The organism is Pseudomonas sp. SWRI111 (assembly GCF_014268555.1).
Classification (GTDB): Bacteria; Pseudomonadota; Gammaproteobacteria; order Pseudomonadales; family Pseudomonadaceae; genus Aquipseudomonas; species Aquipseudomonas hamedanensis.
Window position 1 is genome coordinate 69,941 of the sequence record NZ_JABWQQ010000021.1, and the last position, 17,897, is coordinate 87,837.

Sequence of the window (17,897 nt, forward strand, 5' to 3'; positions counted from 1 at the left end):
ATCAAAATTTTGCAGTGTGCCGCAGCCGCTACAGCATGTGCAGGGGCAAATCAGTAATCCCAGAACGCCGCGATCCAGCGGAACGCCTCGCCATCGACGGCCACGCGGCCCACCGAGGGGAACGGCAGGTGGGTGGCGACAAACCATTCGCCGCTGGCGGCCGCCTCGCGCATCAGGCGCATGCGGACACGGACCGATTCCTCAGGATCATGCTCAAAGCCGTTGTGCCAGTCGGGATGTTCGAAGGCCACTGGAAACAGCGCATCGCCGGCGAAGGTCAAACGCTCGCCACCAGAGTTCACGTAGACCACACTATGCCCGGGTGTATGGCCACCGGTGAGTTTCACCACCACGCCCGGTGCCACCTGATACTCGTCGTCAAATGTGCGCACCTTGCTGCGGTAGGTATCGATGAACTGCCTGGCGGTGGCGCGCAATACGTCAGGCACGGGCGATGGCATGACTGTCTGGGTGAAATCCGGCGTCTCCCAAAACGCCACTTCAGTGGCTGAAACGTGAATGCGCACGTCTGCACGCAGGCGGTTTTTTACTTCATCGACGAGCAATCCGCCGACATGATCCATGTGCATGTGAGTGACCACCACGTCCGTCACCGATCCAAGATCAATGCCGGCCGCTTCCAGGCGCTTGGGCAATTGCCCGGCCCGGGGAAAGCCTGGGAACTGCCCGCCCAGCCCGGCGTCGACGAGGATGATCTGCTCGCCACTGCGCACCACCAGGACATTCAGGGCCCAGTCGAATGCGTCGGGGCCCAGGTACATATCCTTGAACCAGGCGGCGCGGGCCGCCGGGTCGGCGTTGGTGGACATGGTCGACGTGGGCAGCGGCAGCACGCCGTCGCTGATCACCACCACGTCGATGTCGCCCACCCGCAGTGCATAGCGTGAAGGCACCAGTTCCTGCACACCGCCGAAGGTAGATGCCGTTGGCTGGCGAGACGCGGCCTGTTGCTCACTGCCTTGCTGATAGGCAACGGAATGGTTCAGATACGTTGACATGGTCGCACTCCTTTGTACTGATACGGAAAACCATCGGGCCAATGCCTGTCTGGAGAGAGCGTTTATCAACGCTCCTTGCCGAAGAGTGTGCGCCGCGACCACACCCGCAAAAATCATACGCGGGTATAAGAATAAAGCCTGTTTAGTGGATTGAACCGATATCGAGGCGGCGGCGAACCATACCAATGTATAAGTGCCACCCCCTGCACTCACCGCAGTGAGAAACCTGGCCGCTACATCGGACCGTTACTGTGACTTTATACTTGAGCATAGGTCCTTAACACCTATGAACGCCCTGCCCACCCCATTGCATAAGCGCCTGAAGTTGTCAGCACTATAAAATTGCAAGTGCTGTTGAACATCACCATTTCACAGGATGGGTAAATCAATGAAACTTGCAAACTTACTGTTCAGTTGCGCCTTAATGACCGCCATCGGTGCTCAGCCATCGTTCACCTACGCCGCCGAAGTGCGCAGCGGCGGTCGCGCAGAAGGCGACCGAGACGCGTCGGCGCCATTGCTTCAAAACACGCTTCACAAGGCCCGAGAACAGAGCATCGCCGCCGACGGGTCTGATCGAACCCCGCAGAACCGGGTCGCCGAAGGGGGTGCCGATCGCCTGCACGAACGCCAACTGGCCGCCGACGGTGCGAATCATCTCAAGCAGAACCGGATTGCTGAAGGGGGCTCGGATCGCTTGCTGGAAAGACGTGTAGCGGACAACGGCAACAGCACTGCCTATCGGGCCGTGCCTGGTTTCTGCATGGCCTGTCGTTGAAGGCCCGCCCTCTCCCTGACGCTCGCTGCGTATTTGCATCGTCAGGATGAGGGCGCTCTTACCGCCGCGGCTGCGGCTGGCGCACAGGGAACTTATGACTTATAACCGTCAATCCGGCAAACCCACGCACCCGTGCCCTTGTTCGCCAGCCGTGACGACAACAGAGCCCTGACGCCGCCATGAATTCGATGCTGCCCGACACTCCCTCGCTCAACGCTCTGCGCACGCAACCGCGCACCTTGTTGTTTCTGGCGTATCCGCGAATGGGTCTGCTGGACCTGACCGGTGCACAGACTGTGTTCTGGTCTGCCTCCAAAGCCCTGGCGCTGCGCGGTCTGCCGGGATACAGCATGCACACGGCCAGTGTGCAGGGCGGATTGATCGCCACCGCCGAAGGCCTGTCGGTCCAGACCACCTCATTGAGCCAGCTCAACGATGTGAGCATTGATACGTTGCTCGTGCCCGGCGCGCCGGATATTCGTCAGGCGTTGATAGACAATCGCGCGCTGGTTGGCTGGTTGCGTCAGGCAGCGCCCAAGGCCAAGCGCGTCGCCTCGGTTTGCAGCGGTACGTTTCTGCTGGCTGAGGCCGGCTTGCTCAACGGTTTGCGGGCGACCACACACTGGGCAATGTGCGACACGCTCAAGAGCGGTTTCCCGACGGTCAATGTCGACCTCGACGCGATCTTCATCCAGCAAGGCACGCTGTGGACATCGGCAGGCGTGACCACCGGCATCGACATGGCACTGGCGCTGGTCGAAGCCGATTGCGGCCGCGACATTGCCCTGGAAGTTGCGCGTGAGCTGGTGGTATTTCTCAAACGGCCCGGCGGTCAGGCGCAATTCAGCCAGTTGCTGCAATCGCAGACCGACGACCGTGGCGGCTTCGACGACTTGCACCTGTGGCTGAGCGACAACCTCGGCGACAGCCGCCTGACAGTCGAAGCGATGGCCCGCCAGGCGCAAATGAGCACCCGCAACTTCGCCCGCGTCTACAAGCACAAGGTCGGTCGGACACCCGCGAAAGCCCTGGAACTGTTTCGCCTTGAAGCGGCGCGACGCTTGCTCGAAGACTCGCAGCGCAACATCGATCAGATCGCGCAGCTGTGCGGCTTCGGGGATGAAGACCGCATGCGCTATGCCTTCCAGCGTCACCTCTCGATCACGCCGCGCGAATACCGCAGTCGATTCTCACGCTGACGACTTGCCGCCCGCCACGGGTACTTGGTTAAAGCTCAAACGAATTTCTATACACACGTATAAGTACGCCGCCCGCGTGAGCGGCGTATCTTGCCGACATGGCGGGCGTCCTTGCTGGGCTACCCGCAAGAGCCCAGGGAAAGAAATGGCCCACACTGCTGTTGTTTCGGTTGTCGATGACGACGAGTCCGTGCGCCTGGCACTAGACAGTCTGCTGCGGTCCAACGGCTACACCGTGCAACTGTTCGCCACAGCCGAAGCGTTTCTGGCGTGCCCCGCCGCGCACAACACCCGCTGCCTGATCTCGGACATCCAGATGCCGGGTCTGTCCGGGATAGAAATGCATGACCTGCTCTGCGCTCAAGGAGCGCGCATTCCGATCATATTCATTACCGGCTACCAAGGATCTCCTCCCCAGGTCAGCGCGCAATCAACTGCACCGGTGGCCTACTTTCCCAAGCCCTTCCCCTGCGGCGAACTGCTGAAGTGCATCGACGCCATCGTCAACCGGCCCGACTGACTCGCGCCAAGGGTTGCGCCTATACCCACGTATACCCGCCTCACACTTAGGCATGTCGCCGCTGACCCTATGTAGAAGTGTCGCTCGCGTCCTTCCCCGATAGCATCATCTGCAGCGAATCGAACCGCCATGGTTGATTGCAGCCAGGACATCACACGGGGCCGCACGACGGTCCGGCGCGAACCGACAGCCCCCATAAACGATTCATTTTTTGTTCAGGAGTCATCCGATGAAACAGCACATTCTGGTTATTGGCGCAGGGTTTGGTGGCGTCTGGAGCGCCCTGGGCGCCGCCCGTCTGTTGGACCAGCATGACCGTAACGACGTGCAGATCAGCGTCCTCGCCCCCCAGGCAGAACTGCGCATCCGTCCGCGTTTCTACGAGCCGGATGTGCACACCATGACGGCGCCGCTGGGTGATCTGTTCGAGGCAGTCGGGGTGAAATTCGTCAAAGGCGTTGCGGACAGCATCGACACCGAGAACAAGCGCGTCACCTACAGCGACACCTTCGGTTCGCAGGGTACGCTGAATTACGACCGTCTGGTGCTGGCTGCCGGCAGCCGCGTTATCCGGCCAGCGCTGGAAGGCGTGATCGAACACGCTTTCGATGTCGATCAGATTGAAGAAGCCGCGCGACTGGAAGCCCATATCAAGTCGTTGAAGAATGTGCCACCGAGTGCAGCGCGCAACACCGTCGTGGTCGCCGGCGGCGGGTTTACCGGGATCGAAACCGCGACTGAAATGCCGGCCCGCTTGCGCGCTGCATTGGGCGCCGACGCCGATATTCGGGTGATCGTGGTGGATCGCGCACCGCAGATCGCTGCATCCCTGGGCGATGGCATCCGCCCTGCTATTGTCGAAGCGTCGAAAGCACTGGGCGTGGAATGGATCGTCAACGCATCGGTCGCGTCGGTCGATGCCGGTGGCGTGACCCTCGCCGATGGTCAGCGCATCGAGGCCAGCACAGTGATCTGGACCGTCGGTTTCCGTGCCAGCCCGCTCACTGAACAAGTGGCCGGAACGCGCGACCTGCAAGGCCGGCTGCATGTTGACGGCAACCTGAGAGTGCGGGGACATGACCATGTCTTCGCAGCGGGCGATACCGCCTACGCCGCGACCGACACCCTCGGCAATTACGCGGCGATGTCCTGTCAGCACGCGATCAGCCTGGGCCGTTATGCCGGCAACAACGTCGCGGCCGACTTGCTGGGTGTCGAACCGATGACCTACAGCCAGCCCAAGTACGTGACCTGCCTTGACTTGGGGGCATGGGGCGCTGTGTACACCGAGGGTTGGGATCGCCAGTTGAAACTGATCGGGCCAGAAGCGAAGGAGCTCAAGACCCAGATCAATACGGTGTGGATCTACCCGCCCGCCGCTGATCGCGCTGCCGCGCTGGCTGCCGCCGACCCATCGATTCCCGTGGCATGAGCCGTTGGCAATGATCGACGTGTACGGCTTTTTCGACAATGCGCAGCGGTTGTTGAAGCTGTCGCATGTGTTGTTGATCGGCGGGCTGGTCATGCTGATCGTCGGGATTGTCTTCGCCTATTGGCTCGACGCGCATCTGCGCCTTGCGCAATTGGTGGGCGCGCATGCACTGACGATCCTCGGGCCGACGGCAATCAAAATCGGCTACGTCATGCGCTTGTTGAGCTGTAATCGGCTGCGCCTGGCAACCGGCTCCGCTGCCTGATCCGAAAGTTTCGTCCATGACCGGTACAGCGCTCTCCTTGTTGTGCCGGCACTTCCCAGACGCCCGCCATTGATGTTTTTGGCGGGCGTTTTTTTGCCTGTCAGAGTGGCTCTTCAGCGGGCAGCACGAACTGCACCACGGCGCCGCAAGGCCGGTTAGCGCAAGCCCAGAGCTGGCCGCCATGCACCTCGATGGTCGAACGGCAAATCGCCAGGCCCATGCCCAGCCCACTGGGTTTGGTGGTGTAGAACGGCGTAAACAGGTGCTCGCTGGACTGTGAGCCGAAACCCGGTCCGGAGTCGCTGACACTCACCCACACCTGCCCCGCCTCGTCGCGTTGCGTGCAGATGAGTAACTCGCGAGGGCCGCCCACCGTAGCGCTCATGGCTTCCAGTGCGTTCATTATGAGGTTGAGCACGACTTGCTGCAGTTCGACCCGGTCGCCATTGACCGCCGGCAGTTCGGCTAACATGTCGACGCGGATCGCGACCGCGGCCTTTTCGGCCTGACCGCGAATGATTTCGATGACTTCACCAATCACTTCATTGAGGTTCACCGACTCCCTGGGCTGTGGCGCCTTGCGAATGAGTCCGCGGATGCGCGCCAGCACTTCGCTGCCTCGATTGGCATCTTTGACGATGCGCTCCAGACACAGGCGTACCTCCTCGACATTCGCCGGCTGCGCCGTCAACCAGCGCACGGCCGCCTGTGCACTGGCCAACGTCGAGGCCAGCGGCTGGCTGACTTCATGGGCGATCGACGCGGCGAGCTGACCCATTGTGGCTACGCGACAGGCATGCGCCAGTTCTGCCTGAATCTCGCGATAACGCTGCTCGCTGTCGTGGTGTTGTGCTTCAGCCTGCTTGCGCTCGGTCAGGTCGAGGACGAACGCCACGCCTTTTAGTTGATCGCTTTCAAGCAAAGCAAGGCCGACAAGCACCGGCAAGCGACTGCCATCCTTACGCAAATATTGCTTTTCGAACGGCGCCGCGCGGCCCGTGGCAAACGCTTGCGCGAGCGCGCGCTCACTGACAGGCAAAAATTCCGGCGGGGTCATATCCCGCCAGCGCACCCGACCGCACAGCAAATCCTCGCGCTCGTAGCCAACCATGCGCAGAAACGCATCATTGGCTTCCACCACCTCACCCTGAGCCGACCAGAACAGAATACCGATGATATCGGCGTCGACGAGCCGACGGATCTTGGCCTCACGCAGCTGGACATCGCGGTACAGACGCGCGTTGACCAACGAAATCGCAGCCTGGGAAGCGACCAGCTTGAGCGCGGCGATTCGCGAGGCGCTGAATACCCGCGTGCTCAGGTTGTTTTCCAGGTACAGCGCCCCCATCAACTGCGCCTGATGCAGCAACGGCAGGCACAGCACCGACCGTGCGCGATGTTCGCGAACGTAAGGGTCGTCGGCGAACGGCGGTTCGCTCAAAGCATCATCGAGGAACAGGTTTTCCCGGGTCCGCAGCACATGAAAGAGGATTGACTGAGGCACCATGGCGGCGCTGACCGGCCCCTCGCGCAGGGACACTTGTGTAGTGTCATCATGGACCATTGCCTCGGCCGTGATACGTTGCTCGCCTGCCTCCAGCAGAATCAGTAAACCGCGCTCCGCGCCGGCCTGTTCGAGCGCGGTGCGCATGACCATTTCGATCAATTTCTCCAGCACGATTTCACTGGACGCCGCTTGCGATACCTTCAGCACCGTGGCCAGATCAAGACGTTCGACGGGTGTGGCAATCGTACTGGTAGGACCGGGCAACGTTTTTTCCGCACGCAGAAACGCATGGCTGGCCTCCAACTGCTCAACCTTGCCGTCGGCGCCCCAGCGCTGATAGGCATAACGAGCGTCTTGCAGGTACATCCGGGCGATCCTGGTCAGGCCACGTTCCGTATAAAAGCGTGACGCCAGTTCGTTGGCCAACGCTTCGATGTGCACAAAACCGCTGGCCTGCGCCAGATGGATGGCCTGTTCATAATGCTGTTCGGACTCCAGCGCGCGCCCTTCGAGGCGAGCCATTTCTCCCTCCAGGAGTGTGGCGTGGCTGGCGTAGTTCTGCTCGCACAGATCGGCCCATGTTCGCAGTTGTCGATAATGAGCCGCCACCCGTTCAAGTTCGGCTCTCGGCTCGCCGGCAGGCGCGCTGTTGCACTGAGCGGCCAGGGTCAGGGCGCTGTAGAACGCGTATTCAGCCTCTTCGATAAACAGGTGCGAGGCATGCAACAGTTGCTGCGCGGCTTGCCCTGCCCGCGCCGCGGCTTCGTAGTCGCCAGCAAGATAACGCGCCTGCAACGTGCGAATCGAGCGCCAGCAGGCCGAGACCAGCGACGTCGCGGTGCGGCGATGCCGTTTGCTGGGCGCCGTCGATCGTCCAGGTTCCAGGCTGCCGAAAAGTCGCGTCTGGCCACGCAGCATCTGAATAAACGCCAACTGCGTTTCGATGAAGTCGACACCTACGGCGAAGCCGATTTTGCGGGCGTAAACCAAGGCCTTTTCGGCCTCTGCCTGCACATCGGCCAAGGGCTCGCCAGTGGCCAGCATATTGGATACCAGACTGTTGCCGGCAAAGGCGCCTACCGGTAGATCACCGGTCCGGGTGGCAACCTCGAACACCTGACGTAGCGGCTCAACACAGGTACGCACCGGCTGCATCCAGCGCTGGGCAAACAACAGGAAAGCCAGTTGAGTGCGCGCCTGATAGCGCTCGAGTCCGCGCCGCTCCACCAGTCGACAACCCAGCTCGGCAAATGCCTGCCCGGCCGGATAGTCGGCAAAACGTCGACCGGCAATTCGTGACACGTTGGCATAGGCCACACACGACGCATCACTATTACCGAACTCGATGCTCAGGTTGATCGCCCTGCACATCGCCAACCCCGGCAGGTTGCCGTCCATATGCAACGCCGCCACGATCAGTTTGGTCAAGGCTTCCAGCGCCGCCAGGGCAATGGCGTCCTGCATGGGTGGCAGGTCGATCAAAGATTCGATGCTGCGGCTACCCAGTTGTCGGCTTATTCGCAGGAATTCGTCGCGCACCTCCTCGTCCGAGGGATGGGGCGACCATTCGATGCCCAGATGGCGCAGAAACGCCAGACACACCGTCACCGCGTTCTGGCTCTGATCCATAATCAGGTAGAGATCGACTTGCAGGCATGCCACCTGTGTTCGTTCCTCCACTGTCACGACGCGTTCGCACAGACGCTGCAGACGGGCTTCGGCGGCCAGCAGTTGCCGGGTCAGGAATTCGCACCAGGCCCGACCAAACTCAAGGGCGAAGATCAGCCCCCGATGCCGGCCCCAACAGGTTTCGTCGAGCAGATCAGCACCCTGGGTAAAGTACCTGAGCGCCGAGGCATACGCCGTCGAGGCTCTGGCGCGCTGGCCCGCCAGCAGGTTCAATTGCGCCAGTTGCTCGCGCTCCGACTGGCGAGCCATCAGCGGCGCACCGCGATTGAGCTGCCCGACAATCTCGAAAATCGTGTCGATGCATTCGTCCTTTGGCGCCTGATCAAGGAGTAAACGGCCGATCCGCAAATGCTTTTGCGCTCGCGCGTCCGGCGCGATCAACAGATAAGCCGCCTCCTGGATACGGTCGTGGGCAAAACCGTAGGAGTGGTCCTGGCGCGTGATCAATTCGTCACGGATAGCGGGCCAAAGTACCAGGTGAACCTGCGGCGCAGGCATCGCAAGCACGCACGACAAGGTGTCGACGTCCGCAGCGTCGCCCAGACATGCCAATTGCTGCAACGCTTGCTGCGTGCGCAGTGGCAGTTGCACCAACTTGCCCACCATCAGGTCGACAATGTTGTCGGTGTAGCCTTGAGCGTGAATAAGATCGGCATCCCAGCGCCAGCGTCTGCTCTCCTGGTCGAACGTGAGCAGACTTTCATCAACGAGGGTCTTGAGAAAGCGGATGACGAAAAACGGATTGCCGGCGGTTCTGTCCAGAATCAGCTGTGCAAGTGCCGCGACATACGCCCGGTCCGCTTGCATCGCATCGACGAGCAACGTCTCGACGTGTGCAATGGCCAGCGGTGCCAGACAAATTTCATGCACTGTGCCGCCCGCGGATTTGATCGACTGCAGCCTGGATATCAAGGGGTGCGAGGCGTCGACTTCATTGCTGCGATAGGCACCGATCAGCAAAAGATGATTCATCTTCGAACGAATCAACATTTCCTCGAGCAGATTGAGCGTTGCGGCATCCAGCCACTGCAGATCGTCGAGAAACAGTGCCAGCGGATGTTCCGCTCGGGCAAACACACCGATAAATCTGCTGAACACTTTCAGAAACCGTCGTTGCGCCAGGGCGGGCTCCAGATCGGCCAGCGCCGGGGGCTCACCAATGATCAATTTCAACTCCGGAATCAGGTCCGACATCAGCCGCGCATCGGCACCGAGCGCCGCCCGCAAAGCATCGCGCCAACCCACCATTTGCGCATCGCTCTTGCTCAGCAAGGTGCGCACCAGGCTCTGGAAGGCTTGTACCAATGTTGCGTAAGGCACGTCGCGTTTGTACTGATCGAACTTGCCGCTGGCAAACAGCCCCCTTGCCGGCACCAGCGCGCGATGCAATTCGTTGACCACAGAGGATTTGCCGATCCCTGAATATCCGCAGACCAACGCCAGTTCGGGCCGTCCATTGCCGGCCATGCGTGCGAACGCATTGACGAGACTCTCGACCTCTGACTCGCGTCCGTAGAGTTTCTCGGGAATCAACAAACGGCCGAATGTGCCTCGTTCATCCAGGGGAAATGCTTCGATGTGCTGTTGCCGTTGCCAGTGCGTCAAGCAGCGGCGCAGATCCTGTTCGACCCCCATCGCGGACTGGTAACGTTCTTCCGCGGTCTTGCCCAGCAACTTCATCACGATCTGCGAAAGCACTTGCGGCACGGTGGCGACCCGCGCGCTCGGCGACAGGGGTGTCCGGGCGATATGGCAATGCACCCATTCCATGGGATCAGCGGCGCTGAACGGCAGGGATCCGGTGAGCATTTGGTAGAGCGTGACCCCAAAGGCATAGAGGTCACTGCGCGAATCGACCGAGCGATTCATCCGCCCCGTCTGCTCCGGCGCCATGTACGCCAGAGTCCCGGCCAGGGTTTCAGGCGATTGCGCGACCTGCCGTTCGCGTGGCAAGCGCGAGGCCAGGCCGAAGCCGGTCAGACGCGCGTGGCCATCGACGCAATCGACGAGAATATGCGCAGGTTTGATGTCTTTGTGGATCAGGCCGCAGCCGTGCATCCTGGCCAGCGCCTCGGCAATGCTGATCGAGGCGCGCAGAAACGTCTCGACATCCATCGGGGCGCTGAGCAATTCGGCGAGCAACACGCCGCCGGGATCTTCGAACACCAGATGCACCCGGCCATTGTCGTGCAACAATTCCACAGGACGGATCGCCCATTGACTATCGAGTTCATCTTTCAATGAATACTCATGAGCCAGACGGTCCAGGCTTGAGCGACCAGGCTGTTCTGCCGCGGTTGACGCCACGAGAACCGCAACAGAACCATCCCCCGCCGCACGTCTGCCACGGCAGAGTACCCGCTCGGCGTCGTCCCATAGAATCTGCATGCCTTCGTTCATAGCGTTCGCAGCCATTGGTAAACGTTTGATCATCAGGCCCCGACAAGTGCCTGCCACTCGCCGACATTGCTAAACGTAGTCGAGAGAAACACAAAGAAGAAAATCGACTGAGAATCCTTGCAGTAAAACCGATGCGCGGCAATCAACCATAGGTGTTAGCGCAGGCACGCAATGCAAAGCGGAGAGGCATTTTGATCAGTGAGCCGTTATCGCATGGAGTCGTGGCAATCTATGGAACGTGGGACATGATTCAAATCCGCCACCCTGAACGCGCCGCTTCGAACAGTGAAAAGGCTCGACTCAAAAAACCGTTGAAGCGCGCAGCATCACGCCGCAGCCCTGTCTGTTGACCCCCAATCAGGCACAGATGAGCCATCTGCCCGACCAATTCTGCTTCACCTGGCAGATGGACGAAGCGGCGGCACGTCTGAATGGCGAAGTCCAATCGCCTCGCGTCGACGCGCTGCTGAAACTCGCTGACCAATGGATCGTGCAGCGACCAGGCGCGGATGGAAATTTCCCGCCCGGGTTGTTTCTCGGCGGCGATACTCAAGTAGCGTTTCAAGGTCTCGCCCGCGCTACGGCCGTGGGCTGCATAAGTGAGCATGCGCTGCGTGTAGTCTTCTTCCCAGGCGGTCAGCAAACTGCGAACAAAATCTTCGCGATTGCGGAAATGGTGATAGAACGATCCGCGGGTGACATTCAATCGGCGCGCCAGACTTTCGGCGGAAACGCCCATGTGCCCTGCGTGGTCGAGGGCCTCAAAACCCGCCGCGATCCAATGACTGCGCGTCAGTTTTTCCATCAGTCAGTGCGCTCCATGTTTAGCGCCATACAGGCTGTGTATGGCGGACAACCGATTGATACGCTGCGAACACCTGCAGAAATGGCCGTTGCGTTGTGCACGCCAGCACGTTTCATGGAGTTCGCCTTGAAGAAAATCGTTCTGGTTGCTTTCGACCAATTCACCGATATCGACTTGTTCCTGATGTGGGACATCTTAGGCCGCAACACGCAAGACTGGCACGTGCGGATATTAGCGGCCAGCGCGACCGTGCGATCGGCGCACGGCCTGCCGGTTTCAGTGCACGGTCCGCTTTGCGAGGCCAACAGTGCCGATGCGGTGTTGTTCGTCAGCGGCAAGGAAGGCATACCCGCGGCCCTGGTCGCCGCAGATTTCCTCCCCGCCTTTGCGCTTGACCCCAGCCGCCAGCGCATCGGCGCCGTCTGCGCCGGAGCTTTCATTCTCGAGCGGCTTGGGCTGCTCAGCGGACAAGCGACGACTCACCCGCAGGCACGATCGGGTTTGCAAGCGCTGGGACTTGAGTGTCTGGATCAGCCGCTTGTCTCTCAGGGGAACGTTGCGACCGCCGGCGGCTGTCTTGCGGCACTCTATCTGGTGGGATGGCTGGTGCAATCCTGGTTCGGTGTCGACAAGCGCCGCGCAACATTGCTTCCTGTTCTGCCAGCCGGGCAGCAAGAGCTCTATGATGCACTGATCGGGCTCAGTATCCGCCAGGCAGAAATTGGCGTTTCGGCAGCATCCCGTTGATCCCTCCCCGCTCAGCGAGGCTATGGACCTCATCGATGCGTGGGCATTCGTATGCGCACGACCGCCACATGGCATGCCTTTTCATTAGCCGGTAGAAACTCAGGAGAGATACCCGATGCCCCAGGAATTTGAGCCCGTTATGGCTGTGCCAGTCCCCTCGGGGTCCAGCGTCGCCCACTTTTACACGTCAATGAATCTGGCGGACGCTTTCGCGATTCGGCTCCCTGCGGGCACCTGCGGCGATGCGGATCTACTGGCCCGATTCATTCTTTCCAACCAGCCATCCTGGGTCGGATGGCTCATGCAAGTGCGAGACACCCTCGTGGGCTGTTTCGGTCTCAAGACAGCCAGGCAATTGGCAGCGCTGGCTGATCGGGTGGCTATCTTCAAGGTATACAGCACCAACCAGACTGAGATCGTGTTGGGAGAGGATGACAAGCACCTCGATTTTCGGATATCCATCCTGTGTTCTGCAGAGGCAGAGCCTGACGGCAGTCGCCGACTGGTTTTTTCAACGGTGGTCCAGTGCCACAACCGTCTGGGCCGGGCCTACATTTTCGTTATTGCCCCGTTTCACCGCTTGGTTGTCAGGGCCAGCCTGCGTCGTGCCGCGCGCCTCGGCTGGCCTCTGGCGACCTCTAGCTAAATGCAAGTGTGCATGCCCGCCGACGTTCTCGGACGCGGGCAAGTCGTCGACTCAAGAACGCCTCTGAATCCAGTGCCTGTATTGGCGAGTGCGACAGGCTGCCGCGAGCTGTTGCAGAACCAGCGCGCGTAACGGCGACACATTCGGATCGGGCTGTTTATTTCGACTCAGCCTGGTCAGTTGAAACTTGACGACCGCCATGTTTGCCAGCGAAGCGATGACTTTGTTTTTCCAGGTGATCGGCGGTAATTGCGGAGCGCTATTCTTGCCCGCCAGCCAGTCCCGCGGCAGGTCAGGATCAATCGCCAGCGCCGTTCCGATGCCCACCATGTCGACGCCGCTCTGGACGACCTGTTCGGCGATCGCACGTCGACGTATGCCGCCGGTGACCATAACCGGCATCGTCGCGACGGTGCGGATGTCACGGGCAAACTCGACGAAATAAGCCTCGCGCGCCAGGGTCCGGCCGTCACGCGCGTCGCCCTGCATGGCGGGTGCTTCGTAACTGCCGCCGGATAACTCGACCAGATCAACACCCAGATTGTTGAGCAGCAGCACCACTCGTCTGGCGTCGTCGGCGGTGAATCCGCCACGTTGAAAATCGGCAGAGTTGAGTTTGACGGCTACCGCAAATTCCCTCGAAACCACAGCCCTGACCGCTTTGACAATCTCGATCAGCAGACGCGCGCGGTTGTCCAGCGAGCCGCCCCACTCGTCGGTTCTGCGATTGGTCAGTGGCGACAGGAACTGGCTCAGCAAATAGCCATGAGCCGCATGAATTTCCACACCGGTGAATCCGGCTTGTTCGCCCAGGCGAGCGGTGTTGGCAAAACGCTGAATCACCTCTGCGATCACGCTTGCAGTCATCACCTGAGGCGTGGCGAAACGCTTGGACAGGTTGCCCAGCTCCAGCGCCACCGCCGACGGCGCCCAGGTCTGCTGGCCAAGATTGGCTTGCATCTGCCGTCCCGGGTGATTGATCTGCAACCAGAATTGCCCACCGCCGGATCGACCAATCCGCGCCCAGCGCTTGAACTTGTCCAGTTGCCGATCGTCCTCCAGCACCACGCCACCCGGTCCGGTCATGGCACGCCCATCGACCATCACGTTGCCGGTGATGAGCAGACCTGCGCCACCGTCGGCCCAGGCTTGATACAGGCGCATCAGTTGTGCCGAAGGCGCTTGCTCGGCGTCCGCCATGTTCTCTTCCATGGCGGCTTTGGCGATGCGGTTCTTGAGGGTCGAACCGTTGGGCAGTAGCAGCGTGTCGAACACATTCATGGGGCAGTCCTCAGTTGACGTCGGGGCAGCTTAAGATTGAAGTCAACTTTAAGGTCAATGGCTGTTTTTCCATGGCCGTGCGCTTTCGATATCGCCGAAAAAATCTGCGTTTGCAGGGATTGACCTTAAAGCGAGGTTTAAGGTGAGCATGCACGGACAGCAGGTTTTTACGGACTCCAGACGATGCTCAAAACCCTTGTTTCCTTTGCGTTGGTACTAATAGGCGGTGCTTTCATGACAGTTGCAAAGGCTGAGTCAATTGCTTCCCCCGTCGTTGCCACGAATCGCCAGATTCTGGTGATCATGACCAACCACTCGCGCTATCCCTCACGCAGCGATTCCACCGGGCTGTGGCTGACCGAGCTGACCCACTTCACCGAGACCGTGGAAGCGGCCGGCTATACCACGGTGTTTGCCAGCCCCAAAGGCGGCGCGGTGCCGCTGGACGAACGCAGCCTCGGCTGGTTGTACATGGACAAGTCGGCGCGTGAACATTTGCAGTCCCCGGCCTTTCGCACCCGCCTGCAAAACACCCTGCCGGTCGCCGATGTCGATCCGTCCCGTTTCGGTGCCATCTATTTCACCGGGGGCCACGGGGTGATGTGGGATTTCCCTGATAACCCGGACCTGCGTCGTGTCGCCGAAACCATTTACAACCAGGGCGGCGTAGTCTCGGCCGTCTGCCATGGCGTCGCGGGCCTGCTGGACCTTAGAGATGCGCAAGGCCAATTGCTTATCAAGGGCAAAAACATCACCGGTTTCTCGGACCGCGAAGAATCGTTATCGGGAATGAAACGTCAGGTGCCGTTCTTCCTCGAGGACCGACTGGTCAGCCAGGGCGCGCGTTACCGCAAGGGCTGGCTGCCGTTCACTTCATTTGCCATCACCGACGGGCGCCTGGTCACCGGCCAGAACCCGCAGTCGCCCAAAGCCGTGGCTGAAGCGGTACTGGCCGTACTTTCTACCGACAACACAACTCGCTGAACCCTCAAGCCGCTCCTGGAGAAACCCGATTGAAACCGACACGCGCCGCTTTAACCGGATTGCTGTTCTGCACCGCTGCCCACGCTGCGTTGGCGCAGACGCCTGCGATGACCAGTCCGAACGACACTCACACCATCGATATCGCCGGTCATCAGGTGCCGGTGGTCAAGGGCGGTCTGTACGACCGTTATCGCTCCAACCCGCCGCTGTCGGTGATTGCCGCCGAAGTCCCCGGCGTTGATTTGAGCTGGTTCAAAGGGCTGGCAAAGAGCAAGGTCGACATGGGCTTTGAGTCGTACTCGCCAAATTTCTATTACCAGAACAGCCGCGTCACGGCTGTTTATACGGCGGATCTGCAGCGGCTGCGGACATTGATGCCGCCTGAAGTGCTGGCGACCGTACAGCCCCTGCAAATCTGGCCGGGTCGCGGATTGATCGCAGTGACCGCGTACACCTACGAGCATTGCGATAACGACGCGTACAACGAGATCGCCGTGTCGATCATCACCAGTCAGCCGGGCAAGGCCAATCTGGGTCCGCTCACGCTGGTGGGCCAGTCGATGTCGCAGGACTTCTGGGGGTATGTGCTCAAACTCCCGGTCAATACCGAGCTGGCGAGGGTGCGCGGTGTGGTCGGTTACAACCTGCCGAAATGGCTCACCGGCATTGACCGCAAAGAAGATGCGCAAGCGGTGGTGTATGAGATTGCCGACAGCCAGACCGGCAAGCTGGACGTGTCCTTGAAAGCGAGGAAGCTTGACGAACTGTCCCGCGATGTCGATCTGGTCACCAGCAGTTTCACCAATCTCGATCACCAAGGCCAATTAGCCTATGGCTACGCGGTTTCCAGGCAGCTGAGCCATGGCACCAGCCGCGATGCAGAAGCGGTCACACTTACATTGGGCGACGGCAGCTTGTCGAAATACCTGCGCTCGCTCGATCTGGGGAAAATGATGAAGTATGAATACGTGCCCGAGTTCCAGAGCGCGCTCTATGCGCCGAAACCGCTTGCGAGCCTGACTGACCCGCGCTGAAACCGCTAAATGCCCGTCAGGCTCTGGACGCCTGACGGGTGCTTTTCTTTCTGGACGATGTAGCGCCACGCTGAGCAGACGCAGTGCCCAGCCCCTCTTCGCGCAAACGATTGATCACCAACTGCGCATTGTCCGCACAGGCCATGCCTTCTGGCTTGTCCTCAATCCCCTTGATCACCTGCAGAAGCTGAGCCTTGTTCTCGGCCAGGCGCTTTTGCAGCACTTCGATTTCACTGACCTTGTGCTTGAGACCACTGAGCAACTCGTCGTGCTGCCAACCCCCGGCGTTGACTGGCATTAGCTGACGGACTTCCTCCAGGGAAAATCCCGCAGCCTGTGCGCCGGTGATGATCTGCAAAACCCATTCGGTTTCCGGTGCATAGTCCCGGTAGCCGTTAGCTTTGCGTGCGACAGAGCGAATCAGGCCACTGGCCTCGTAGAAGCGGATGCGTGACGGAGCCAATCCGCTGATTTTTGCCAGTTCGCCTATTCTCATCATCCACCCGAAGAAACTGTTGACCTTAAAGTTGACTTTAAACCTAAAGTCATCGGGCGGCCAGGCGGCGCTATCGCAGGGTTTGCTTGACGTCTGGAACCCGTGGGGGCGATCCCTCCCCCGCAACAGCCTGGCGGATGGGTTGCACGTTGCTCTCAAGGGCCATGATCAGCACACGCTCCGGTCACGGTCTTCACTTCATTCAGGAGAAGCGAACATGGCGTATGTCACGACGCAAGACGGTGTTGAGATCTTTTACAAAGACTGGGGCCCACGGGATGCCGAGGTCATCTTTTTCCACCACGGATGGCCACTGAGTGCGGACGATTGGGACGCACAGATGCTGTTTTTCCTGGCGAACGGTTACCGGGTCGTCGCACACGACCGGCGGGGTCACGGCCGCTCCAGTCAGGTCTGGGACGGACACGACATGGATCACTACGCCGACGATGTGGCGGCCGTGGTCGACCACCTCGGCGCGCAAGGGGCAGTGCATGTCGGGCATTCCACTGGCGGTGGCGAGGTCGTGCATTACATCGCCCGCCACGGTGAAGACCGGGTCAAGAAGGCAGCGATCATCAGCGCCGTGCCACCGCTGATGGTGCAGACCCCGGACAATCCTGGCGGCTTGCCCAAATCTGTGTTCGACGACTTTCAAGCTCAGGTACAGGCCAACCGCGCGCAGTTCTACCAGGACGTCCCCGCTGGCCCGTTCTACGGCTACAACCGGCCTGGTGCGACAGCCTCCGAAGGCATCATCCGCAACTGGTGGCGCCAGGGCATGATGGGCAGCGCGAAGGCGCACTATGACGGCATCGTGGCGTTCTCCCAAACCGACTTCAGCGAAGACCTCAAGCGCATCAAGATCCCCGTCCTGGTGATGCATGGCGACGATGATCAGATAGTGCCTTACGAAAATGCCGGGGTGCTGTCAGCCAAACTCCTGCAAAACGCCACGCTGAAAATCTACCCGGGCTTCCCGCATGGGATGCCCACCACCCACGCCGAAACAATCAATGCCGATCTGCTGGAGTTTGTGCGTAGCTAGCCCGACCGGGGCGGGGAAAGCCCGCCCCTTCTATCGGTAAACCATTG

Annotated in this window: 15 protein-coding genes; 10 read left to right on the forward strand and 5 right to left on the reverse strand. The window is 60.3% G+C overall.

The features are described 5' to 3' along the window. Positions 1-50: 50 nt before the first annotated feature. Complete coding sequence (locus HU755_RS21860) at positions 51-1,019, reverse strand: MBL fold metallo-hydrolase (RefSeq protein WP_186546528.1); 969 nt, start codon at positions 1,017-1,019, stop codon at positions 51-53. A 388-nt stretch (positions 1,020-1,407) separates the two neighbouring features. Between HU755_RS21860 and HU755_RS21865 the strand changes: the two genes are divergently transcribed. The 5 genes from HU755_RS21865 (at position 1,408) to HU755_RS21885 (ending at position 5,213) form a co-directional block, all read left to right on the forward strand. After that, positions 1,408-1,797, forward strand: coding sequence for a hypothetical protein (locus HU755_RS21865; protein WP_186636414.1), 390 nt, complete (start codon positions 1,408-1,410; stop codon positions 1,795-1,797). A 179-nt stretch (positions 1,798-1,976) separates the two neighbouring features. After that, complete coding sequence (locus HU755_RS21870) at positions 1,977-2,996, forward strand: GlxA family transcriptional regulator (RefSeq protein ID WP_186546532.1); 1,020 nt, start codon at positions 1,977-1,979, stop codon at positions 2,994-2,996. Between the two features lie 145 nt (positions 2,997-3,141). Beyond that, on the forward strand, positions 3,142-3,516 hold the full coding sequence (locus HU755_RS21875) for a response regulator transcription factor (protein WP_186546533.1): 375 nt from the start codon (positions 3,142-3,144) through the stop codon (positions 3,514-3,516). 229 nt (positions 3,517-3,745) lie between these two features. Continuing rightward, positions 3,746-4,948, forward strand: coding sequence for an NAD(P)/FAD-dependent oxidoreductase (locus HU755_RS21880; protein WP_186546535.1), 1,203 nt, complete (start codon positions 3,746-3,748; stop codon positions 4,946-4,948). Positions 4,949-4,967: 19 nt separating this feature from the next. Next, entirely contained in the window at positions 4,968-5,213 is a 246-nt protein-coding gene (locus HU755_RS21885; protein ID WP_186636472.1) for a transmembrane sensor/regulator PpyR, read from the forward strand. Positions 5,214-5,313: 100 nt separating this feature from the next. Here the strand turns inward: HU755_RS21885 and HU755_RS21890 are convergent, their stop codons facing one another. Next, complete coding sequence (locus tag HU755_RS21890) at positions 5,314-10,797, reverse strand: AAA family ATPase (protein WP_186636475.1); 5,484 nt, start codon at positions 10,795-10,797, stop codon at positions 5,314-5,316. A gap of 262 nt (positions 10,798-11,059) precedes the next feature. Beyond that, a complete protein-coding gene (locus tag HU755_RS21895; protein ID WP_186636416.1) occupies positions 11,060-11,614 on the reverse strand; it encodes a TetR/AcrR family transcriptional regulator in 555 nt (184 codons plus the stop codon). Between the two features lie 126 nt (positions 11,615-11,740). Between HU755_RS21895 and HU755_RS21900 the strand changes: the two genes are divergently transcribed. Beyond that, positions 11,741-12,361 carry a DJ-1/PfpI family protein gene (locus HU755_RS21900; RefSeq protein ID WP_238350027.1) on the forward strand — a complete coding sequence of 207 codons (621 nt, stop codon included), beginning with the start codon at positions 11,741-11,743 and terminating at the stop codon, positions 12,359-12,361. Positions 12,362-12,476: 115 nt separating this feature from the next. Further along, positions 12,477-13,007 carry a DUF2867 domain-containing protein gene (locus HU755_RS21905; protein ID WP_186636419.1) on the forward strand — a complete coding sequence of 177 codons (531 nt, stop codon included), beginning with the start codon at positions 12,477-12,479 and terminating at the stop codon, positions 13,005-13,007. 51 nt (positions 13,008-13,058) lie between these two features. Here HU755_RS21905 and HU755_RS21910 read toward each other — a convergent pair whose 3' ends face one another. Continuing rightward, entirely contained in the window at positions 13,059-14,288 is a 1,230-nt protein-coding gene (locus HU755_RS21910) for an NADH:flavin oxidoreductase/NADH oxidase family protein (protein ID WP_186636420.1), read from the reverse strand. 234 nt (positions 14,289-14,522) lie between these two features. Here HU755_RS21910 and HU755_RS21915 point away from each other — a divergent pair, with 234 nt between their 5' ends. Both HU755_RS21915 and HU755_RS21920 read left to right on the forward strand, forming a co-directional pair. Further along, entirely contained in the window at positions 14,523-15,272 is a 750-nt protein-coding gene (locus HU755_RS21915) for a type 1 glutamine amidotransferase domain-containing protein (protein ID WP_238350028.1), read from the forward strand. A 107-nt stretch (positions 15,273-15,379) separates the two neighbouring features. After that, on the forward strand, positions 15,380-16,306 hold the full coding sequence (locus HU755_RS21920; protein ID WP_238350032.1) for an acetoacetate decarboxylase (ADC): 927 nt from the start codon (positions 15,380-15,382) through the stop codon (positions 16,304-16,306). A 16-nt stretch (positions 16,307-16,322) separates the two neighbouring features. Here the strand turns inward: HU755_RS21920 and HU755_RS21925 are convergent, their stop codons facing one another. Continuing rightward, complete coding sequence (locus HU755_RS21925; protein ID WP_186636423.1) at positions 16,323-16,802, reverse strand: MerR family transcriptional regulator; 480 nt, start codon at positions 16,800-16,802, stop codon at positions 16,323-16,325. A gap of 217 nt (positions 16,803-17,019) precedes the next feature. Here HU755_RS21925 and HU755_RS21930 point away from each other — a divergent pair, with 217 nt between their 5' ends. Next, a complete protein-coding gene (locus HU755_RS21930; RefSeq protein ID WP_186636425.1) occupies positions 17,020-17,850 on the forward strand; it encodes an alpha/beta fold hydrolase in 831 nt (276 codons plus the stop codon). The last annotated feature ends 47 nt before the right edge of the window (positions 17,851-17,897 follow it).